Source organism: Tenacibaculum sp. M341, from assembly GCF_004337695.1.
Taxonomy (GTDB): Bacteria; Bacteroidota; Bacteroidia; order Flavobacteriales; family Flavobacteriaceae; genus Polaribacter.
Window position 1 is genome coordinate 1 of sequence record NZ_SJXJ01000004.1, and the last position, 20,902, is coordinate 20,902.

Below are 20,902 nucleotides of genomic sequence, written 5' to 3' on the forward strand. Positions count from 1 at the left end.
TACAAAACAAATTGAAAATAAAATCATATCGAAAAAAAACATCATCTAAAGCTATAGCTTTAGATGATGTTTAATATATTTAATCAATAAATAACTGTAACGGTTATTTAGGACTAGTCAATTAGAATTGTAATTTCTTTGAGTTAAATATACTTAAAGAGACATAATTCTATGTAGTGTTTGTTATTCTATGGTGAAGAAATTATTCAAAGGATTAACATCTGCCATTAACTCCTCTTTATCTATTTTTACCGATTTAACTTTCTTATCTACTTTGAAAGAATATGTTGGGTATGCCCAACCCCAATCTTTTAAAACTTTAGCTTTCGTTGGTTTGTTACCTCTCATCATTTCTATCGGAATATTGAAAGATTCTGTGCTTCCATCAGTGTAAGTAACTTCAACATCTATAGGCATTGGCATAGCTCCAATTCTTTCTAAAGTAATTTCTTGGTCTTTTACTAATCGTATACCATAGTCAATAGTATGCGTAGTTTGTGTCCATTCATTTAAATACCAATCTAAATGTATACCAGAAACTTTTTCAGCAACTCTTTTAAAATCATTAGGAGTAGGATGTTTAAAAGAAAAATCATCGTAATATTTTTTTAATGTTTTTGCTGTGTTTTCTTTACCAATAATATACTCTAGTTGTCCTAAAAATACAGCTCCTTTAGTATAGCTTCCCATGTCATGAGCAAAATTAGTATTGTATCTATCAGCATGAGTTGTTAAAGGTTCTTCTTTACCTGAAGTAGCAAGATAAGTATATCCTTTGTACGAACGAGCATTGGCGTTTGCTCTTTCTCTTTTCATGATTTCATTTTCGGCTTTGTTAGATATGTAAGTAGTAAATCCTTCGTCCATCCAAGGATACTTACTTTCGTTAGTAGCTAGTAAAAATTGAAACCAAGTGTGTGCTAATTCATGTGCAGTTACACCAAATAAACTTCCCCAAGGTCTTTGACCAGTAATAAGAGTACATTGAGCATATTCCATTCCACCATCTCCTCCTTGAATAACAGAATATTGTTTATATGGATATTGACCAATATGTTCGCTAAAGTAATTAATTAACTCAGCTGTTTTAGGTTGTAATTTTTTCCAATTTTCTTTAAAATTAGGCGCCAATGTTTTCTTGTATAAGAAGTGTAAATCGATTCCGTTTTTCATTGTTAAAATATCGTGTTGATATTCTGAATCTGCTCCCCAGGCAAAATCGTGGATTCTTTCACCTTTAAATTTCCAAGTTAATTTTTTACCAGAAGGAAGCTTTAATTTTTTAGAAGTATCCTCATAACCATGGCCAACTTCTTGTGGATTTTGTAATATCCCAGTACCTCCAATAGTATAGTTTTTATCTATGTGTATCGTAACATCAAAATCACCCCAAACACCATGAAACTCTCTTGCTATATAAGGAGGGGTATGCCATCCTTCAAAGTCATATTCAGCCATTTTTGGATACCATTGTGTCATTGATAATGCCACACCTTCAGCGTTATTTCTTCCTGAACGACGAACTTGAGAAGGTACTTGAGCATCAAACTTCATATCAAAAGTAACGGTCTCTCCTGATTTTATTGGGGTATGTAAGTTTACTTCTAAAATTGTTCCTACAGTTTCGTAAGTTACCTTTTTACCATTTTGCTTTAAAGAATTTACCTTTATGTATCCTATTTCTGAAGGAGATAAATGTATAATTTTACTTTCTTTTACAGTACCTTCAGCAGTAACCACCTCTTTGATCATCTTTTCATTAGGATCTTCAATCGTATGGTTTCTTGCATCCATTTGAGAGTTTGGTTGAAAAGCATTGAAGTATAAATGATAAAAAACTTTCTTTAACTCATCAGGTGAATTGTTGGTGTATTTTAGTTTTTGAACTCCTTTGTATTGATATTTCTTTACATCAACGTCAATATCCATAGTATAGCTAGCATGTTGTTGCCAGTAACTACTTGTTTGTTGTGCAGAAGAAATACAAGAAATCATTAAAAATAAGATTGCTATGTAATTTTTCATTTTAAATTTATTAAATTAAAAAAAGAGCATTTTCATGCTCTTTATATTGTTGTGATTTTCTTTCTTATTTAGTGTTTACCATCTTGTCTGCCATTTTTAAAGCGTTGTAAGCATTTACAACTCTACCAGACACAGATAAATCAGAGAAAGGAACTTTAGTACCATTAGGGTTTTCAGCAGTTACAGATCCTGGCTGCATAACCTCTAAGTTTATTTTAGTTCCAGAATTCATAATAATATGCTTTACTTGACTAGCACTTAATTCTGGATAGTAAGAACGAATTAAAGCAGCTACACCAGCAGTTGCAGGAGATGCCATAGAAGTTCCACTCTTTTTACCATATTCACCTTCTGGAGTAGTAGCGTAAATTTGAACACCAGGAGCAAATACATCTACATTTAATTTTCCGTAATTAGTAAAACTAGCAGGTAACTCTTCATTATAGTTAGAACTCATAGCACCAACTGTTAAAAAGTTATCAGAAATTTCATTTACTTGATCAGGAGCATCATTTGGGAATGTTTTCTCTATATCAATGTTTTTACCATCGTTTCCAGCTGCATTTACAATCAATACATCTTTTTTAGCTGCATATTTAATAGCATCGTAAACCCACTCTTTATTTGGAGAGAAACCTTTACCAAAACTAGTGTTAATTACTTTAGCACCGTTATCAACAGCATAACGAATACCAAGAGCAACATCTTTATCATACTCATCTCCACCAGAAACCGAACGAACAGCCATTAATTTTACATTAGCAACTCCGTCCATTCCTTTACCATTGTTTCTTGTAGCACCAATAATACCTGAAACGTGCGTACCATGAGATTCTCCTTTTTCTGAATGACCAATGTTTCCATCTCCATAACCAGGCTTATCTTTAATGTCGTATGCATTATCACCTACAACAGCACGGTAGTCAGTAGAATCTAATTCTCCTTTAATAGTTTTTTTAGCTTTATCTAAACCATCGCTTAACTCTTTTCTAATTGCAGCCACAGTCATTCCGTATGAATTTGCCCAACCAGCAATACCCATAGCAGATTTTAATTCTTCAGTATCAGGAGTAATTTTAGATACTTCATCAAAAGAATAATCTGATTTACCTAATTTTTTAGTTAAAGCATCATCTGCAAAAACAACATTAGATAACATTCCTTCATATCTAGTTTTTGTCCCCTTAGCCTGTTCTACTTGTTTAGCTTGGTATTTTTTTACTTCAGCTAAAGTAGCTTCATCAGCAATAGAAGGATTTAATAAAATACGTTCGTATTCTAAATGCTCTTTATATGATTTTCCTAAAAAATTCCATCCATGAATGTCGTCTACATATCCATTTTTATCATCATCAATACCGTTTCCAGCAATTTCATCAGCATTAACCCATGCAACATCTTTAAGATCTTCGTGAGCTAAATCAGTACCACTATCAACAACACCAACTACAACTTCAACTCCTTTTTTCCCTTTTAAAAAGTCGTAAGCTTTGTGCACACTCATTCCAGGAATAGAATCAGTAGCTAAATCTAAATGGTGCCAATTATTTTCTTGATCTTTTGTTAAAGGTGCTTTTTTAGCTGACATAGTTACCGCATTGTTTTCAGGTGCAGGAACCATTATGTTTTGTATTTTAGGTACAGATGAACAACCTACTATTGTTGCTACGGCAACTGTGTATAAAGTTGGTTTTATAACTCTCATGTCTATAATTAATTAAATATCTCTTTAAATTTATAACTCTCGTTTAATCGTACTCCTTTTTCAGTGTGTTTAACAGTAATTACCTCGTTAAAAGCATCGTGCTCTAAAAACAAAAGGTATTCATTGTCTGCTGCTTCATTTAAAAATGATTCTTTTTCTTTAAGTGTTATAAGAGGTCTTGTATCGTATCCCATTACATAAGGTAAGGGTATGTGTCCAGCGGTTGGAAGTAAGTCGGCCATAAAAACAATAGTTTTACCTTTATATTCAATTTTAGGTAGCATTTGTTTTTCAGTATGTCCGTCTTTAAAAAGAACATCAAAACCAATTTCATCTTTTGCATTTAGATGTAAAAAGTTTAATTGTCCGCTTTCTTGAATTGGTAAAATATTTTCCTTTAAAAATGAAGCTTTTTCTCTAGGGTTTGGATTTACAGCCCAATTCCAGTGACGATTATTGCTCCAAAATTTTGCGTTTTTAAAAGCTGGCTCTAATAAGGTTTTGTTATTGTTCCATTGAATAGCGCCACCGCAGTGATCAAAGTGAAGATGCGTTAAAAAAACGTCGGTGATGTCATCTCTATGAAATCCTAATTCCTTCAAAGATTGATCTAAAGAAAAATCGCCAAATAAATGATAATAACCAAAAAACTTATCAGATTGTTTGTTACCAATACCAGTATCAATAAGTGTTAGGCGATCACCATCTTCGATTAACATGCACCTCATGGTCATCTCAATCATATTATTTGCATCAGAAGGATTTGTTCGTTCCCATAAAGATTTTGGTACAACCCCAAACATTGCACCACCGTCAAGCTTAAATTTGCCTGTTTCAATAGGATATATTCGCATAGTACGCAAATATCCGAAATTTTACTGAATTTTAAAGTTAATTATTTGGTAATACGATTTATTAATTTTTTTGTGAAAAATTATAAAATAAATGCAATTAATTGTTTTTTAGGAAACAAAATACAGTTTTTTAAGCAGAGTTTAATTTCGTTAAAATAGTATATTTGTCATTCTAAAAATGTTAGATAGATGAGTAAAAATTTAGTGCAAGAATTGCAATGGCGTGGCATGGTTCACGATATTATGCCAGGAACAGAAGATCAATTACAAAAGGAAATGACTAGTGCCTATATTGGTTTTGATCCTACGTCAGATTCTTTGCATATTGGTAGTTTGGTACCTATAATTTTATTGGTTCATTTAGAAAAGGCTGGTCATAAACCTTATGCGTTAGTAGGTGGAGCAACAGGTATGATTGGTGATCCTTCTGGGAAATCTGATGAAAGAAATTTATTAGATGAAGAAGCTTTAGCTAAAAATGTTGAAGGAATTAAGAGAACTTTAGCTCGTTTTTTAAATTTTGATAGCACTGCTGAAAATGCACCTGTATTAGTAAATAATTACGATTGGATGAAAGAATTTTCATTCATTGAATTTGCTAGAGATGTAGGTAAGAGAATTACCGTAAATTATATGATGGCTAAAGATTCTGTTAAGAAAAGAATTTCTGGAGATTCTGGAGCAGGAATGTCTTTTACAGAGTTTACATATCAATTAATTCAAGGGTACGATTTTTACCATTTATACAAATCTCACAATTGTAAATTACAAATGGGAGGATCTGATCAATGGGGTAATATTACTACAGGTACGGAGTTGGTAAGAAGAATGACGGATGGAGACAATGAGAAGGCATATGCAATGACATGTCCGTTAATTACCAAAGCAGACGGATCTAAATTTGGAAAAACTGAAGGAGGAAATGTATGGTTAGATGCAGCTAAAACTTCTGTATACAAGTTTTACCAGTTTTGGTTAAATACTTCTGATGAAGATGCTGAAAAGTATATTAAAATATTTACATTTTTAGATCAAGAGTTTATAAACAATTTAATAGCTGAGCACAAAGAAGCTCCACACTTAAGAGCCTTACAAAAGAAGTTAGCTGAAGAGGTAACTACATTTGTACATTCAAAAGAGGAACTAGATAAGGCTATTGCTGCTTCAAATATTTTATTTGGAAAATCTACTGCAGATGATTTAAAAAGTTTAGATCAACAAACTTTCTTAGATGTTTTTGATGGTGTACCTCAAGCGACAGTTACTAAAAATGATTTAGAAGAAGGGTTAGATATGATTGGAGCCTTAGCTGCAAAAACTCAATTTTTAAAATCTAACGGAGATGCTCGAAGAGCGTTAAAAGAAAACTCTATTTCAGTAAATAAAGAGAAAGTAAAAGAAGATTTTAAAATAACACAATCTGATTTAATAGCTGATAAATATGTGCTATTACAAAGAGGTAGAAGAAATTATTTCTTGTTAATAGTAGAATAATTAAGAAGCAATTTTTACAGTATACGTTAAAGGGCATCGCTTACAGTTGATGCCTTTTTTCTTGTATTTATTACAACACTTATTCTTTGGTTTAATACAGTTAGCGGCACAAGCTGTATCGCAACTAACTACAGGTTTTAAGGTAAGTGTTTCTTTTTTAGGTGTATAAAAAACTATCATCTTCTTTATTTCTGGCTGCAAATATAGTTATTTATTTAGAATAAATTAAAATAAATAATTAAAGTGTTACAAAACAGCTGATTTACTACTAATAAGTAAACTTCGTTATGAAAAAAGAAATAATATTAGAAAGTAAATTTACATCACATCAAAAAACACATATATTAATGGTTTTTGGAGCACCAATAATATTAGTTATTATAAAATTAATAAGTTTAGACATTACAAACAGTCTTTTGTCATTGTTATTTGTGTGTTTGTTTTTAATTGTTGTCAGCGTAACTTTTTTAAAAACAGGATTGTTGAAAGAAGATAATTCTTTATACAGAGGGGTATACTTTTTAGGGAAACTAATATTTAAAAAGAAAATTAGTTTAGAAGACAAAAATAAAGTAACAATTCTAAGTTTTAAAAAGAGTCAAAAAATGGCTTGGTTCTCTGCTGCAAATCCTGATTTATCACTAACTTTTTATAGGTCAGATATCACTTTATTAAATGAAAAACATACTAGAAAGGAAATGTTAGTTTCATTAGATAATGAGTATTTGGCAAATGAAGTGCTGAACTTTCTGGAAATACATTTTGCATTGAAACACGAAGTATATAGTCCTGATTTTTCATAATAGAACAAAATCAAAACCCACTTATGATAAAGAAAATTTTAAAATTTATAGGTTATACCTTAGTGATAGGAATACTAGCTTTAGTAGTAGCTTTTTTCTATTTTTACAAACAGTTAGGGAAGTTAGGAGAAGGAACACTTTCTTTTAATAAGGAAACCACAAAAATTCCTTTTTATTACGCTTCTTCTGGTCATATGCTCATTGATGTTAAGGTAAATGATAGCCAAGAAACAAAGCCTTTTATATTAGATAGTGGAGCGTCTAATATGATTTTTAAACATCATAGTGAAAAGTTAAACTTAGAAACCAATGGAAAAGCCCTAGGAATAGGAGCTACCGGAAGAGTATTTTTGAGTAGTATTAAAAAAATTGATTCGATAAAAGTAGAGGATGTCGGTTTTAAAGATTTAAATTTTAAAGAAACATCATTTAACTTTAGTTGTTTAGAAAATGTTTACGGACTTATAGGTCACGGAACGATGAAGCATTTAAATTGGCAAATTGATTTTGAAAAACAATTAATTACCGTTTCTAAAAAATTAAGCGATTTACCAATTAATGAGAACGCAATTGAAATTCCTATGAGAATTAATAGTTCTAGTCATCATGCTTATGTTTTTTTGAAATTCTCAGAAGATACATCAACAAAACGAGTTATTGTAGATTTAGGAAGTAGCGGAACACTTTCAATTAAAGAAAAGGATATTATAAAAGACTCTTTGAGTTTAAGAAAGAAGAAAATTTATGGAAGAATGTCGGAAGGAATTGGAGGATTGAGTAAAAAAGCAGATACAGAAAGTTATGTATTAGCAGATGCAGTATTGTTTAATAATTCGAATTTCAACATTAAGAAAGTGCCTGTAAAAGTTTCTCCAACGAGATTAAATTTACTCGGATTAGGTTTTTTTAAAAAGTATAAAACCACGATTAGTTGGAGTGATAAAAAACTAATCTTAGAACCGTATGATTCTATTCAGAATTTTATTTGGAAAACAAACGGATTAGGAATGAAGTTTAATAGAGAAGAACAGAAACTAACTGTAAAAAGTATAACAGAAAACACAACTGCAGATAACTCTAAAATTCCTGTGAATGCTGAAATTATTTCAATTGACGGAAAAACGATTACAACAGAAAAAGAATATTGTGAATACAGAAGTGCAAAATCTGTATCAGATACTTTAAAAATTAAAATAAAAGACAACAATTCTGTTAAAGAATTTCAGATTTTGAAAGAAGAGGTTTTTGACTAAAAAAAGTCTAAAAATATTGTTCAAATAAAAAAACGAATCTACTTTTGCAAATCGAAATTAGATTCGTTTTTGAAGCTTAAAATACACACATATTTTTTTGTTTTGCTTTACTTAATAGCAATGTTACGACCGATCACTCCGTTTGTAGAATACGCTATTAACTACGATTATATTTCTAAAATTTTGTGTATTAACAAAGACAAACCTGCACTTCAATGTAATGGTAAATGTCAGTTAATGAAAAAACTAAAACAACAGCAAGAAGATGATTATAGTTCGTTAAGAATTGTAATGGAAGAATATCCTATTGGTTTTGTGGAGGTTTTAGATGTTCAAAACAATACTACAACTTATAAAAAGCAAAAGAACAATTATCATTATAGCGTAGACTATAGTTATTTGTACTTAAATGCTGTTTTTCATCCACCAACGGTATAGCCATAAAATTCTTCAATACTTAACAGAATAATATTCATTATTCTAAAATTTGCATGCTAAAAAATGAAATATCTCACTATAAATTTTGAGGTGTTTGATTGTTAGTTAATGCAGTTTAAAACTTGTGTTGAGAAATCAATTCCTTGGCTTTTGCCTCACAATTACATTTTAAAAAATAAGTAGTCGTCAATTTTTAATATTTCAAATTTAAGTTTTGAAATTATTCAAATTGATGATGGTTACTGAGTGAACTTATAATTCTAAAAAATCATTCAGTATAAAAAACAAGACAGATGAAAAACATCATAAAAATAGCTGTTGTATTATTTGCAATAGCACAAACTTTATACGCACAAGAAACAACAAATCAATGGACAGCAGGAAGACCAGATGGTCATGCACCAATCTCTGTTATGGGAGATCATTATCATGGTAAAGGAGATGTTATGTTCTCTTACCGATTCATGAAAATGAACATGGAAGGTTTGTTAAACGGGACTGCTGATATTACTAATAATCAGGTACACGATAGCGGATATATGGTGACTCCTTTAAACATGCCAATGGATATGCACATGCTAGGTGTAATGTACGGAGTTTCTGATAAAATTACGATCATGGCTATGGCAATGTACATTCAAAATGAAATGGATTTACAAATGCGTATGCCTACAGGAATGACGAATCAATTTTCTACAGCGTCTTCAGGATTTGGAGATATTAAATTAGGAGCATTGTACAAGTTTATCAATGCCAAAGGTCAATCTTTACATGCAAATATTGCTATTTCAATTCCAACAGGTTCATTAGAAGCAAAAGATGTAACTCCAATGTCTGCACCTAATGAAATACAATTGCCATATCCAATGCAAATTGGTAGTGGAACTTTTGATGCTGATTTAGGATTAACTTACTTAGGACAAACAGCTAATTTTTCTTGGGGAGCACAATTAAAAGGAACGTATCGTTTTGGAAGAAATGATTTTGATTATTCTTTAGGTAACCGTTATAATTTAAACTCTTGGTTTGCTTTCAAAACCAATGATTGGTTAAGCTTTTCTGCCAGAGGAGAAGTAGTAGCAGATGAAAGAGTAAATGGAGCTAATCCAAATTTAAATCCGATGATGGTAACTACAGCAGACACTTTTAATTCCGGAGGTAAATATATTAACGGAGGTTTAGGTTTTAATATTTATGTACCAAAAGGACAGTTTAAAAATGTACGTTTTGGATTTGAATATGCATATCCATTATTCCAAGAGCCTAACGGAATTCAGTTAAAAAGAGCAGAAACATTAACTTTTGGTTTACAGTATTCACTTTAATTCATCTATGTAATGAAAGTGTTATCTGTTGTATTCATAAGCTTAATGCTTATAGCTTGTAATACACCTCAAAAAGAAATAACAGACAGCAATGTTACTGCACAGAATCATGCTGATGTTATGAAGCAAGTTTTCGATACTCCAAAATATGCTATTAAGTCAATAGGTATTCTGGTATACGATGGAGTGAATTCTATGGATTTTATTGGTCCAAGGTATGTGTTCAGTAGTAGTGGAGTAAAACCACAATTAATAGGATTAAAACCAGGAAAGGTAAAGACAGCTAACGGTTTAGAATTTGTTGTTAATACAGTTATTGATTCTGTACAAAAATTAGATGTATTGGTAATACCAGGTGGAACTATTGCAACAATAAAAGCAGCACAAAATAGAAGATTATTGAACTGGATTAAAAAAATTGATAAGAATTCTATTTATACAACTTCAGTTTGTACAGGTGGTTGGATTTTAGGAGCGACTGGTTTACTACAAGGGAAAAAAGCTTCAACCAATTGGTATAGAGAAGAGGAAATTTTAACCAAGTTTGGAGCAATTCCAGCTAATGAGCGCTATACAAAGGATGGTAAATATTGGACATCTGCTGGAGTTACCGCTGGTATGGATATGTCACTAGCAATAGTTGCAGATAATTTTGGTAAAAACTATGCTCAAGCTATTATGTTAGATATGGAATATGATGCACAGCCACCTATTGAAGGAGGTAGTCCAGAAAAAACCGATAAAAAAGTATATCAGATGATGGAGTTAATGTATGAAGCTATGATAACACCAGCCATTGATAGCCTTAAAATAATTAATTTAAAATAGTATTTAATACAAGATAAAATGAAAAAACTGATAGTGATAGGACTATTAATGATGGTCTTAAAAATTTCAGCACAAACCATATATAAAGGAAAAGTAGTAGATAAAAATAACAATCCAATTATAGGTGCAACAATTGTTAGTGCAGCTAAAAAAGGAACTGCTACAGATATTGAAGGTAATTTTACCATAAAACTGAATAATGCATCAGTAAAAGTTTCAGCTGTAGGCTACGAAACATTAAAAGTAATATTGGTTACAGAATTTAATACTATTGCTCTTGCAGATAAAATTGAAGATTTAGAAGAGGTAATTGTTTCAGCAAGTAGAGAAACCCAAGATAGAAGAGAAGTACCAGCTTCAATTGGAGTATTAACAGCCAATCAAATAAAAGAAACGAAAGCTTTCGGAATTGAGCAGTTAGTCAATCAAGTGCCAGGAGTTTTTATGAGTTCATCAAAAGCTTCAAGTAACGAACAGCACTTTATGGCTGTACGTTCACCAATTTCAACAAAATCATTGTTTTTATATGTTGAAGACGGTTTACCAATTCGTCCAGTAGCTGTATTTAATCACAATGCGTTGCTTGAAATGAACAATACTACATTTAAAAAAGTTGAAGTATTAAAAGGACCAGCATCTAGTATTTACGGAAGTGAAGCTATTGGTGGAAGTTTTAATTTTATTACTAAAAATCCTAGAAAAGAGTTGGGTGGATCGTTAGGTTTTCAAATAAATGATTTAGGAATTACACGTTTAGAGGCTGAAGCATCTACAACAGCAAATGACAAGTATGGTTTTTATGTTGGCGGACATTACATTCAAAGAAATAACGGACCAGTTGGGCATTCTGATTATGAGAAATTTGCGATTACTTTTAAAAATGTAAATGATTTTTCAGAAACATTAAAATGGACAAATAGTGTAAGTTTTATTGATTATAGATCTGATATGGCTGGATCTATTTCTGAAGATAACTTTCAGAACGAAAATTACGATAGTGAACAAACATTTACAGAAAGAGTAGCACGCGCATTACGTTTCCGATCTACTTTAGATAAACAATGGAATGATAATAATAAAACATCGTTCAACTTTATTTACAGAAATAATCTAATGGATCAAATTCCTTCATACAGAGTTCGTCAGAATAGAAATATTGGAGTTTTAACAGGTACAGGAACTGGAGAAGTTAATTCAAACAAGTTTAGAAGTTATGTAGGATTGGTACAGCACAAATTAACGTTTAATAAAGGATCGTTAATTATTGGTGCTACGGCAGATTATTCTCCGCAAGATTATGTTGCAGAAACCATTGATGTGGTAGTAGATGTAGCGTCTAGAAAAAATATATCATATACTAAAAATGATGGTGATTTCATCTTAAATTATCAAGCAGATATTTTTAATTATGCAGGATACACACAGTTTGAAATCTCACCTATTGAAAGCTTAACATTTACAGGAGCAATTCGTTTTGATAAGTTTACTTACGATTACGATAATTTAATTGAAGGAGTTTCTGGAGTAAGAGATACCAAAGTTACTTACGATAGTTTTGCACCTAAGTTAGGATTGAACTTTAATCTGAATAAAAATGTAGGTTTTTACGCAAATTATTCAAGAGGATTTACACCACCACAAACATCTACATTGTTTAGAAATAGTAAAAGTACTACAGGAGGAACAGTGTTTGATTTAAAACCAGCGAAGTTTAATAGTTACGAAGTTGGTACCTATGTAAAAGTAGGCAACAATTTTAAGGCAGACGTTGCTTTGTATATTTTAGATGGAAATGATCGATTGATTTCTATTAGAGATGATGCAGGCGATTTTTTACAGTTAAATGCCGGAGAAACAAGATCAAAAGGAGTTGAATTAGGATTGAAATATAATTTCTTAGAAAATCTTTCTATTGCGTATAGCGGAAGTTATGCTACTCATACATACTTGTCTTTTTTCGATAATAATGTTGATTATTCAAATACAGCTATGCAAACGGCACCAAACTACTTGTCAATGTCGTCTATTAACTACAAGCCAATCGAAAAGTTATCATTAACCTTAGAGCATGAGCAGGTAGGATCGTATAATACAAGTTTTGAAGGTCAGGCTGTAATAGGAGTTGATGCTGCTGGGAACGATGTTTTGGGTACAACACTATATGATGGTCATCATGTATTTAATTTCAGAGCAAATTACGAGTATCACGATTTTGAAATTTGGGGACAAGCATTAAATGTTTTTAATAAATTATATGCTGTAAGAGCAAGTTATAACAGGTTTAGAGGAGAGAATAGTTATTCTATTGGAAATCCAAGAGCTTTTCACTTCGGAATTAAGTATAACTTCTAATGAAAAATAGAAAATTAAATCAATGGTTGTGGAAATGGCACTTTATAGCAGGTGCCATTTCACTGCCTTTTGTATTAGTACTATCTATAACTGGGGCTATTTATTTGTTCAAACCTAATGTAGAAAACAAAGTTGTTTCAGATATTCAGCAAATAAAAAATGCAAATACTAATACAGCAGCTTTAAGTTATCAAGCACAATGGGATATCGCTAAAAATAACTCGAAACGAACATTAAACTCCATGATTCTTTCCGAAGAAAAAAACAAGAGCACTGAGTTTATTTCTGGAAGATTCGGAGGAAAACAATCGTTATATATCAATCCTTATTCAGGAGAAGTGTCAGGAACTTTTAAAGCAAAAGATACTTGGATGTATACAGTTCGAAAATTACATGGCGAGTTGTTGGGAGGTAAAGTTGGTACCAAATTAGTAGAGTTAGTAGCTAGTTGGATGGTGGTGCTTATTTTAACAGGTTTATACATTTGGTTTCCGTTTGTAAAAGGAGCAAAAGGTGTTTTTACCATTCGTTTTAAAGAAGGCAAACGTACCTTGTTTAGAGATGTACATGCAGTTACAGGATTTTGGATGTCAATTTTATTATTGATTGTTTTAGCTGGAGGTTTTCCGTGGACAGATGTTTTTGGGGCAAATTTTAAATGGGTTCAAAAAGTTACCAATACAGGTTATCCTAAAACATGGAGTGGTAGAGGTTTGTCGTCTTCAGTGTCAGAAAAATCATTGACATTAGATGAAATGGTGCGTATTGCAAAGCAGCAAAATTTAAATGGAGTTATTACAGTAGGTTTACCAAAGTCACCTAAAAGTACTTTTTCGGTATCTAACAGAACATTTCCATTATCAGATCAAAAAATGTTGCATTTCGATCAGTATTCGGGTAAGTTAATTAAACATCATACTTGGAGCGATGTGGGTGTTTTAATGAGAGCAAGAATGTGGCTAATGGCATTTCATCAAGGGCAGTTTGGTGGATGGAATTGGTATTTACTGTTTTTTACAGCTATTGCTTTAACAATAATGAGTATTGGAGCTATATTTTCTTATGCCTATAGAAAACAGAAAGGAAAATTAGGGATACCTAAGTCGCCTAAAAAGTTAAATGTAGGCAAAGGTATTGTAGTTCTATTATTGTTGTTAAGTATTGTATTTCCTTTATTTGGAGTGAGTTTGTTGTTGATTTTAGGGATTGAATTTTTAAAAAGAAGGTTTAAAACAGTCAATTCGTAAAGTTTTCACAAAAAATTAATACACAGTTTTAGTAAGGATACTTAATTTTAAAGACAAACTATCTAATAAAGTTTAATAATTAAATCAATAGAAATGAAAAAATCAGTTTTATCAATAGTTGTTTTTGCAATTGCATTGATCTGTTCTACAGACGCAGTAGCTCAAAAATTCTCAGACATGGATAAAAGTCCGTTGGATGCTTCAACATATCCAGCTAGCTACAGAGAATCAAACAAATTAGTTAAAGTATATTACAGTCGTCCTTTCTTAAAAGGAAGAGCTTTGTCTAAATTAGCTCCTGCAGGAAAAGTTTGGAGAACAGGTGCAAATGAAGCTCCAGAAATTACTTTTTACAAAGATGTAATGTTCGGAGGTCAAAAAGTAAAAGCTGGTACATATACTTTATTTACTATTCCTAGTGATAATGAGTGGACAGTGATTTTAAGTACTGCTAAAAATGTTTGGGGAGCTTATTTTTACAATGAAAGTGAAGATGTTGTAAGAGTAAAAGGAAAAGTATCTAAATCAGGAAAAACAATTGAAAATTTCTCTATTGCTTTTGATGGAGAAGGAGATAGTGCTACTATGTACTTAGGATGGGCAGATACTATTGTTTCTGTACCTGTAAAAGGATAATTAGTACTTAGTATACAACAAAGTATTTATATTAAAATCCAAAGTTGAAAGAGTTTTCTTTTAATTTTGGATTTTTTTATTGCTTAAATGAAAAAGAAATAGTTAAAACAGCATTTTAATGAATGATAAACAAGGAATAAATAACTAGTTAAATGAGAGAAATTGTAAAAAGTTGGTTGGATTATTGTCAAAAAGATGACGAAATTATAAGAGGTGAGTTTGATACTTTGTTTATGGACAATATAACTGATGAAGAAGTAAGAGCTATTTTTAAGCCTTTTGTTAGTAGTAAAAAGTTGTCTAAAAGAATGATAAGGTATTTGAAAGATTATAGAAACGATGGTATTGTAGATACTACAATAGATAAAAGAGGTTTCATGGAAAAACTTTTAAGATTGGATTTTGAAGAGAGAAAACCAGATGTAGAGAATATAAATTTATTTAGCAAAGTCATATTCCCAACTAAATATAAATTTAATCCAGATTTTGAAGAAGTAGAAGAAGATATGATGGGGGATGTGTTCTCTCAAAAATTTAATAATCATTTTAGAAGAAGTAAAGTAAATGAAAAGCCTAAAATATATCCATTGTATCAGGCTATTAGTTGTATTTCAAGCTATTATTCTTTTACACAATATTTATTTCAACCATTAGTAAATATGAATTACACAGCAAGTCATATTTATGAGTTTTTAATGAGAGGTGGTACTTATGCTGTTATAGAGGATACCGTTTACTATTCTTTTAAAGAAGAGCTGTCTTAGAGACTTTGGTTGTTAGCGAGGGGATTATTAAAGCTTTCTTACTTCATTTAAGAGATGAAAAAAATAGAATGTGACTTTAAAGAAGATTTAAAAGAAGAATTAGGATTTCGTATTGTTTTAAAACCAGAAAACGATGCACTTAAATATTTTTTATTAGGTACACCTATTGAAAAAATAGCTCAATTCATTAAATTTCTTCTAAATTCTGAGGGAGGAGGTGGTGATGAAGTTTCGTATTTAGAGACTTATTCAAACCTAGATAGAGGAGATTTTGCGACAGGTAATTGTTTTAATAAAGATGAGGTAAAAGTTATCCATGATGTATATGGTACATTAGTGTTAAAGGAAAAGTTGTTTTGTGCTATTTTTTATGAATTCGGGTTAAATGTACTAGAAAAAAATAAGGATAAAAAAGTTTTAAATAATCAGTGGGAAAAAGAAATGAAAGAAGGTTTAGTTAAATTAAAAGAAAAGTTTATTTAGGAGTGGCAAGTAGTAGAATCAGTTGATGAATTTAAAGAGATTTTGAGGGAGAGTTTAGAGACTAATATCAGTGTGATTATAGAGCCTGAATTTTGGGAAACTGAGAAAACATTTTATTTATATATTCCTGATGAAAAGGTAATCAGGAAATCATGAGGTTCATATTAATAAAAATATGTTATCTCAGACTTGTAATTCGTTTTATTTAGAAAATAGCATTACAAGTCTATGATAAACATATATCTTTTAGTTGTGTCGAAAATTATTATTGTATTGGTTGCTTTTAACCTGATTTTAATTTTACACCCAATGATAACTAAAATTGCTCAATATCAACTCTTTTATCAATCTTATAAAATAAACTGTATCGAAGGGTTGGACCTTTCATTTGATTATCAGTAAAGTTTAAAAACTATTAAAATGTTCTTGTTCCTGACCAGGTTCCAATTTCTATGGATTGACTATTGCTAAAAACACCCTTCATATCGTTATTTTCAAGAGTTCCAGTAAAAGTAGTGCCTGTTGAAGCTTCTCCTGAGATAGTTGAATCATCATTGATTGTTCCTTTGGCTGTAAAGTACACATTAAAAGTTGTGCTATAAGCAAGTACATACATTTCATTACTAGTAATAATTGCGTTTAATATTCCTGCATCTGTATTGCCTCCAGTTCCAGTATATGTGCCTTCAAATAGTTTAGTGACAATTACCGATGTTTCCTTTACTAATAAAATATTGGCATTTGGATGTCCCTCAATCATTAAATTAGAAATCATTGGATTAGTTCCATCTGATGAAACCGAAAATGTAAAGCTATTATTTCCACTAATAAAATTTATTGTTGTTTGTTGATTTTCTTGAACAACATCGTTTGTATTGAAAGTATAAGTACTACCATCAATGATTACAGTAGCAGAAACATTTCCATCATTGTTTAAATTAATGACAATTATTCCACTTGAACCAATAAATACACCTTTGTAAATTCCAAAATTGTTATTGTCAAATTGAGAAATCGCTTGAGGTGTTTGTGATAGGGCATTGTCATTGTTGCCTGAATCAATATCATTGTCATTAGAGCATGATAAGATCAATACGCTGAAAATAATTAAAGTTACGAAGATTAGTATTTTTTTCATATCTCAAAGTTTTGGTTACTATTTTGAAGTTTTATTACTAGTTTTTAATCTGATTTTATTTGTAGCTCGTAACCATTTAAAAAGTGTAGTTTCTTTTGTTTAAATGTGCATATTTTACACAAACTCCACTTTATAGATTAATTTTCTATTGTATTTTAATAGATGTCTGGTTAATCTAAATGGTACGATTTGATTAAAAAACTATAAATCTAACTTGCTTCAAAAATATTTATAATTGATGTTTTTCAAGTACTTACAATTAGGTATTGTAGTTTTTATTAACTGTAGATAATGATTGTCTCTATTAAAGAAAATAAATAGTCTAACAACACTATTAAAAATAGGATTGCTTATTAATAGTTGCCGCTGTCACCCGAAAGGATTCGGGCGCGAACAGGGGCGAACTAAGTAAGCTTTATCTAATTTTCTGTTTTTATAAACTCAATATGAGTTCTATCTTCTAAATTTTCATCTACCAACTTTTCAGCTTCTACAAGTGGATATGGTAATCTTACTTCCTCCTTAATATTTTCTCTATATAATTGCTTACACCAAAAATGAGCAGTTTCTAAACTAATTTTATGACCAATGGAAATAAATATTGGTTGTTTTTTTGATTTTATTCTAAGAGATTTACCTATGACTTCTCCTTTCCAAATTAAATCTTGTGAACTACCACACTCTTGATTTATGCTTTTATAAATTCCTAAAACCCTATCTCTAGAACAACCTATAGATGGAATATTTAATTCAACTCCTAAATGTGTTGCCAATCCAACATATCTAGGGTGTGCTATTCCATGACCTTTACATAACAATAAATCTGGTTGTATGTTTAGTTTATCAAAAGCTTTCTTTAATAATGGTATCTCTCTATATGAGAATAAGTCGTTACAATAATTAAACAGAATATCTTGACTTACTACTTCTTTTTGTAAAATCTTTTTATTTTTTAAATCATAAACAACTATGGAGCCTACCATTTTTAAATCTAATTCATCATACCCAATATCAACACCAGCTATATATCTTATAGTTTTTTTATCGAAAGAATCTTCTCTTATAGTTTTTTCTTTTATCTTATTTTGTAAATTATAATATGGTAAAACATCCCTGTCTCCTGAATAACAGAATGCATCATATGATTCTCTATATTCATCCCAGTCATTATACAACAGTGAACTATTATTAATATTCATATCATTAGATTCAATAAGAATATTCATGTCAAATATCTGAATATGAGCCAATGACTTATTGTAATAATCTAATTCATAACCATTAGAAATCCAACTTGTGAAAAACGCTATTGATTCAATTAGATCACTATTCCCTTCTTTTAAAATTTCCATCTCAACTTCACCTTTTATGTATAACTTTTTTTCATAATAATATTGACCACCATTAGATTTTGTTGTAGTTAATAAAACACCTGAAAATAAATTTTCTCCATCTAAAGAAAATTGCTCTTGTGTACCGTATCTACCAATAGGATACTTTTCAATAATTTCTTTTCTTTTAATTTCTGAATGATTAATAATACAATATGTCATAATTATCTATTTACATATGTTTTTACTTCTTGACTTAAATTAAAAACAACAGCTCTGTACAATCAGCTATTAGACCTAAAAAAAGTTCTATAATACTACCGATATACATAAAAGGTCTTGTCTTTACATGTTCCGTGAAATTAAGAGGAGGTAAAGTGTCTATACTATATTTTTTGTCGTTTTTCATTAATGATTTATTGATTACGTTCTGTATATTATATGTTGTAAACAGTTTTTTATTCTGTTAATTTAATAAACTCAACTTCTTTACTATCTGTGATTAAAATCATTTTATTATCATCCAAGTATTTCAACTTAGATGTTGATTTACCAGATAAATCAATGAATTTTAATTTAAACTCGTTTTCATCCTTAATAATATCCACAAACGTATGGTCATCTAGTATTTGGTATTCTCCTTTGCTATCTGTTTCCATCATTTCGGTTAAATGACCTAGACCTTTTTCAAATGTGTATTTATAGAAAACTTTAATCTCAGTTTTTGTTTCTTCTCCATTTTTATAATTGTAAAGAAATTCAGAGTTCGATTCATTTGGTTTCCAAATACCAGATAAAAATGATTCTACATCTTTTTTTGATTCGCAACATTTTAAATCTTGTCCGAGTAAGATAAGAGGTAAAAAGATCAATATTAAAATCAGTTTTTTTTTCATTTTTAGCAGTTAGTAGATATTCTATGGACTATGTTGTAGTGTAGTTTTTTATTATTTTTCATTTAGAACGTTCTCCCTCGCTTTTTTAAGAATCTCTTGATAATCTTCACGAAATGGTTCGCTTAACTTCTTTTCTAAAACAGATTCTATATTCCAAAGGACTCTTTGCTCTGATAGGTCTTCAAATCTACTTAAATCGTCATTTTTGTTAAACCTGTAAAGAAACTCGAAAAGAACTATTGCTTCATCGTTAGTCAATTCGATATTTACTTTTTTGTCAGCCATTTTGTTTTTAATTTTTAGCTTTTATTTGCTATGTTTTGCGTCTTTTGTTGTAGGACGTTTTATTCTATTTTTAATTTTCCTTTATCTCTTAGTTTTATTTTCCAATCAATTCTGTAATCAGACTCAACAAGTTCCATTTTAACTAAGTCTAAGCTGATTCCATCTGTCAGTTTTTGATTTTTATCAGTCACTCTGTATAAGTCAGAAATAGCTGGTGGTTCAGCCCATTCCAAAGTGTATTGAAATCCGTCAATAATTAATTCAGATTTAGGATTGACTTTTAAAATCAAATAATCATGAAATGTTTTTCGATTTCCATCAAAAGAGGCTCCTTTAAATTCTGCTATGAAAAAATATAAGTTGAAATTTCCTTTTATTGGTTCAAATGCTTTTTTAACACCATCATTTTTATAGATTTCAAAATTGCCAAAACTATTAAAGGATTCATAATTGATATCTCCATTTTCGGTTTTTGAAATCAGTTTATAAACCTTTTCCTGTCCAAAAGTTAGATTATATATTAAGGTAAAAATGATTATTATTAATTTGTGCATTTCTTATGTCAAATATGTTATAAAGGTTTTAAAAAAAGCTGTTTTTCTTTGCCTCTTAATTATTTTCGTTCAAATATGATTTCAATTTTTTTAGCATCAATTTTTTTTCCAAATAAGTAACCTAATAAAAAACTTCTCTTTTTTACTATTAGAGAATTCTGATTTTCAAAATTAACTCGAAATTTCCCTCCCTTTTTTATTTCAAAAGAAAATTTAAGTTTAGCTCTTTGATTCTTGTAATATAAATTCCCAGTATAAAAGGTTTTTTTAGGTTTAATTATGTCTCCATTATTAGTTTTATTTAAGTAAAAGTTAAACTTCCCCAAATCGACATACCAACCCCCTATTATATATACATTATAAATTCCCATAGATAAATTAACTAAGCTTTCTTTAGTATTAATGTTAATGGGTTTGTTAATAGTTTCTATTCCAATCAAATCAAATTTTTTATATGTTGTGATATTTTATAACTGTTATTACAGAATTAA

Annotated in this window: 21 protein-coding genes; 11 read left to right on the forward strand and 10 right to left on the reverse strand. The window is 30.2% G+C overall.

The genetic code is table 11. The annotated features are described in order from the left end of the window. Window positions 1-183: 183 nt before the first annotated feature. From EYW44_RS05260 to EYW44_RS05270, 3 genes are all read right to left on the reverse strand, one after another. Window positions 184-2,025, reverse strand: coding sequence for a M1 family metallopeptidase (locus EYW44_RS05260; RefSeq protein WP_132722630.1), 1,842 nt, complete (start codon window positions 2,023-2,025; stop codon window positions 184-186). Between the two features lie 64 nt (window positions 2,026-2,089). After that, window positions 2,090-3,730, reverse strand: coding sequence for a S8 family peptidase (locus tag EYW44_RS05265; RefSeq protein ID WP_132722631.1), 1,641 nt, complete (start codon window positions 3,728-3,730; stop codon window positions 2,090-2,092). 8 nt (window positions 3,731-3,738) lie between these two features. Further along, window positions 3,739-4,584 carry an MBL fold metallo-hydrolase gene (locus tag EYW44_RS05270; protein WP_132722839.1) on the reverse strand — a complete coding sequence of 282 codons (846 nt, stop codon included), beginning with the start codon at window positions 4,582-4,584 and terminating at the stop codon, window positions 3,739-3,741. Window positions 4,585-4,773: 189 nt separating this feature from the next. Here EYW44_RS05270 and tyrS point away from each other — a divergent pair, with 189 nt between their 5' ends. Further along, on the forward strand, window positions 4,774-6,078 hold the full coding sequence (tyrS, locus tag EYW44_RS05275; RefSeq protein ID WP_132722632.1) for a tyrosine--tRNA ligase: 1,305 nt from the start codon (window positions 4,774-4,776) through the stop codon (window positions 6,076-6,078). Here the strand turns inward: tyrS and EYW44_RS05280 are convergent, their stop codons facing one another. Further along, window positions 6,079-6,258, reverse strand: a complete 180-nt coding sequence (locus EYW44_RS05280) for a hypothetical protein (protein ID WP_132722633.1) — start codon at window positions 6,256-6,258, stop codon at window positions 6,079-6,081. Window positions 6,259-6,365: 107 nt separating this feature from the next. On the opposite strand from EYW44_RS05280, the gene EYW44_RS05285 reads away from it, so the two are divergent. The 10 genes from EYW44_RS05285 (at window position 6,366) to EYW44_RS05330 (ending at window position 16,207) form a co-directional block, all read left to right on the forward strand. Next, window positions 6,366-6,881 carry a hypothetical protein gene (locus EYW44_RS05285; RefSeq protein ID WP_132722634.1) on the forward strand — a complete coding sequence of 172 codons (516 nt, stop codon included), beginning with the start codon at window positions 6,366-6,368 and terminating at the stop codon, window positions 6,879-6,881. A 23-nt stretch (window positions 6,882-6,904) separates the two neighbouring features. After that, window positions 6,905-8,134 (forward strand): aspartyl protease family protein, encoded by a 1,230-nt coding sequence (locus EYW44_RS05290; RefSeq protein ID WP_132722635.1) that lies wholly within the window; start codon window positions 6,905-6,907, stop codon window positions 8,132-8,134. Between the two features lie 120 nt (window positions 8,135-8,254). After that, a complete protein-coding gene (locus tag EYW44_RS05295; protein ID WP_132722636.1) occupies window positions 8,255-8,572 on the forward strand; it encodes a hypothetical protein in 318 nt (105 codons plus the stop codon). A 293-nt stretch (window positions 8,573-8,865) separates the two neighbouring features. Next, entirely contained in the window at window positions 8,866-9,897 is a 1,032-nt protein-coding gene (locus EYW44_RS05300; RefSeq protein WP_132722637.1) for a transporter, read from the forward strand. 12 nt (window positions 9,898-9,909) lie between these two features. Further along, window positions 9,910-10,725 (forward strand): DJ-1/PfpI family protein, encoded by an 816-nt coding sequence (locus tag EYW44_RS05305; RefSeq protein WP_132722638.1) that lies wholly within the window; start codon window positions 9,910-9,912, stop codon window positions 10,723-10,725. 18 nt (window positions 10,726-10,743) lie between these two features. Further along, entirely contained in the window at window positions 10,744-13,077 is a 2,334-nt protein-coding gene (locus EYW44_RS05310) for a TonB-dependent receptor (protein ID WP_132722639.1), read from the forward strand. Next, a complete protein-coding gene (locus EYW44_RS05315; protein ID WP_132722640.1) occupies window positions 13,077-14,324 on the forward strand; it encodes a PepSY-associated TM helix domain-containing protein in 1,248 nt (415 codons plus the stop codon). Before EYW44_RS05310 ends, EYW44_RS05315 begins: the two co-directional genes overlap by 1 nt. Window positions 14,325-14,417: 93 nt before the next feature. Then, window positions 14,418-14,960 (forward strand): DUF2911 domain-containing protein, encoded by a 543-nt coding sequence (locus tag EYW44_RS05320; protein ID WP_132722641.1) that lies wholly within the window; start codon window positions 14,418-14,420, stop codon window positions 14,958-14,960. 152 nt (window positions 14,961-15,112) lie between these two features. Continuing rightward, on the forward strand, window positions 15,113-15,724 hold the full coding sequence (locus EYW44_RS05325; protein WP_132722642.1) for a hypothetical protein: 612 nt from the start codon (window positions 15,113-15,115) through the stop codon (window positions 15,722-15,724). Between the two features lie 54 nt (window positions 15,725-15,778). After that, complete coding sequence (locus tag EYW44_RS05330; protein WP_132722643.1) at window positions 15,779-16,207, forward strand: hypothetical protein; 429 nt, start codon at window positions 15,779-15,781, stop codon at window positions 16,205-16,207. Window positions 16,208-16,622: 415 nt separating this feature from the next. On the opposite strand, the gene EYW44_RS05335 is transcribed toward EYW44_RS05330, so the two are convergent. From EYW44_RS05335 to EYW44_RS05360, 6 genes are all read right to left on the reverse strand, one after another. Next, window positions 16,623-17,345, reverse strand: coding sequence for a hypothetical protein (locus EYW44_RS05335; protein WP_132722644.1), 723 nt, complete (start codon window positions 17,343-17,345; stop codon window positions 16,623-16,625). Window positions 17,346-17,764: 419 nt separating this feature from the next. Further along, window positions 17,765-18,898, reverse strand: a complete 1,134-nt coding sequence (locus EYW44_RS05340; protein WP_132722645.1) for an endonuclease V — start codon at window positions 18,896-18,898, stop codon at window positions 17,765-17,767. A gap of 236 nt (window positions 18,899-19,134) precedes the next feature. After that, window positions 19,135-19,572: a hypothetical protein gene (locus EYW44_RS05345; RefSeq protein ID WP_132722646.1), complete on the reverse strand. Its 438-nt coding sequence runs from the start codon at window positions 19,570-19,572 to the stop codon at window positions 19,135-19,137. Between the two features lie 51 nt (window positions 19,573-19,623). Next, on the reverse strand, window positions 19,624-19,857 hold the full coding sequence (locus EYW44_RS05350) for a hypothetical protein (RefSeq protein WP_132722647.1): 234 nt from the start codon (window positions 19,855-19,857) through the stop codon (window positions 19,624-19,626). 59 nt (window positions 19,858-19,916) lie between these two features. Next, entirely contained in the window at window positions 19,917-20,411 is a 495-nt protein-coding gene (locus EYW44_RS05355; RefSeq protein WP_132722648.1) for a hypothetical protein, read from the reverse strand. Between the two features lie 59 nt (window positions 20,412-20,470). Continuing rightward, window positions 20,471-20,851 (reverse strand): hypothetical protein, encoded by a 381-nt coding sequence (locus tag EYW44_RS05360; protein ID WP_132722649.1) that lies wholly within the window; start codon window positions 20,849-20,851, stop codon window positions 20,471-20,473. Window positions 20,852-20,902: the final 51 nt, after the last annotated feature.

What these genes read in the sequence shown, in the direction of transcription:
- EYW44_RS05335 (WP_132722644.1), bottom strand. Translation starts at nt 17,345, where the DNA reads ATGAAAAAAATACTAATCTTCGTAACTTTAATTATTTTCAGCGTATTG.
- EYW44_RS05340 (WP_132722645.1), bottom strand. Translation starts at nt 18,898, where the DNA reads ATGACATATTGTATTATTAATCATTCAGAAATTAAAAGAAAAGAAATT.
- EYW44_RS05265 (WP_132722631.1), bottom strand. Translation starts at nt 3,730, where the DNA reads ATGAGAGTTATAAAACCAACTTTATACACAGTTGCCGTAGCAACAATA.
- EYW44_RS05290 (WP_132722635.1), top strand. Translation starts at nt 6,905, where the DNA reads ATGATAAAGAAAATTTTAAAATTTATAGGTTATACCTTAGTGATAGGA.
- EYW44_RS05285 (WP_132722634.1), top strand. Translation starts at nt 6,366, where the DNA reads ATGAAAAAAGAAATAATATTAGAAAGTAAATTTACATCACATCAAAAA.
- EYW44_RS05330 (WP_132722643.1), top strand. Translation starts at nt 15,779, where the DNA reads ATGAAAAAAATAGAATGTGACTTTAAAGAAGATTTAAAAGAAGAATTA.
- EYW44_RS05355 (WP_132722648.1), bottom strand. Translation starts at nt 20,411, where the DNA reads ATGCACAAATTAATAATAATCATTTTTACCTTAATATATAATCTAACT.
- EYW44_RS05320 (WP_132722641.1), top strand. Translation starts at nt 14,418, where the DNA reads ATGAAAAAATCAGTTTTATCAATAGTTGTTTTTGCAATTGCATTGATC.
- EYW44_RS05310 (WP_132722639.1), top strand. Translation starts at nt 10,744, where the DNA reads ATGAAAAAACTGATAGTGATAGGACTATTAATGATGGTCTTAAAAATT.
- EYW44_RS05315 (WP_132722640.1), top strand. Translation starts at nt 13,077, where the DNA reads ATGAAAAATAGAAAATTAAATCAATGGTTGTGGAAATGGCACTTTATA.
- EYW44_RS05305 (WP_132722638.1), top strand. Translation starts at nt 9,910, where the DNA reads ATGAAAGTGTTATCTGTTGTATTCATAAGCTTAATGCTTATAGCTTGT.
- EYW44_RS05345 (WP_132722646.1), bottom strand. Translation starts at nt 19,572, where the DNA reads ATGAAAAAAAAACTGATTTTAATATTGATCTTTTTACCTCTTATCTTA.
- EYW44_RS05350 (WP_132722647.1), bottom strand. Translation starts at nt 19,857, where the DNA reads ATGGCTGACAAAAAAGTAAATATCGAATTGACTAACGATGAAGCAATA.
- tyrS (WP_132722632.1), top strand. Translation starts at nt 4,774, where the DNA reads ATGAGTAAAAATTTAGTGCAAGAATTGCAATGGCGTGGCATGGTTCAC.
- EYW44_RS05295 (WP_132722636.1), top strand. Translation starts at nt 8,255, where the DNA reads ATGTTACGACCGATCACTCCGTTTGTAGAATACGCTATTAACTACGAT.
- EYW44_RS05325 (WP_132722642.1), top strand. Translation starts at nt 15,113, where the DNA reads ATGAGAGAAATTGTAAAAAGTTGGTTGGATTATTGTCAAAAAGATGAC.
- EYW44_RS05270 (WP_132722839.1), bottom strand. Translation starts at nt 4,584, where the DNA reads ATGCGAATATATCCTATTGAAACAGGCAAATTTAAGCTTGACGGTGGT.
- EYW44_RS05300 (WP_132722637.1), top strand. Translation starts at nt 8,866, where the DNA reads ATGAAAAACATCATAAAAATAGCTGTTGTATTATTTGCAATAGCACAA.
- EYW44_RS05280 (WP_132722633.1), bottom strand. Translation starts at nt 6,258, where the DNA reads ATGATAGTTTTTTATACACCTAAAAAAGAAACACTTACCTTAAAACCT.
- EYW44_RS05260 (WP_132722630.1), bottom strand. Translation starts at nt 2,025, where the DNA reads ATGAAAAATTACATAGCAATCTTATTTTTAATGATTTCTTGTATTTCT.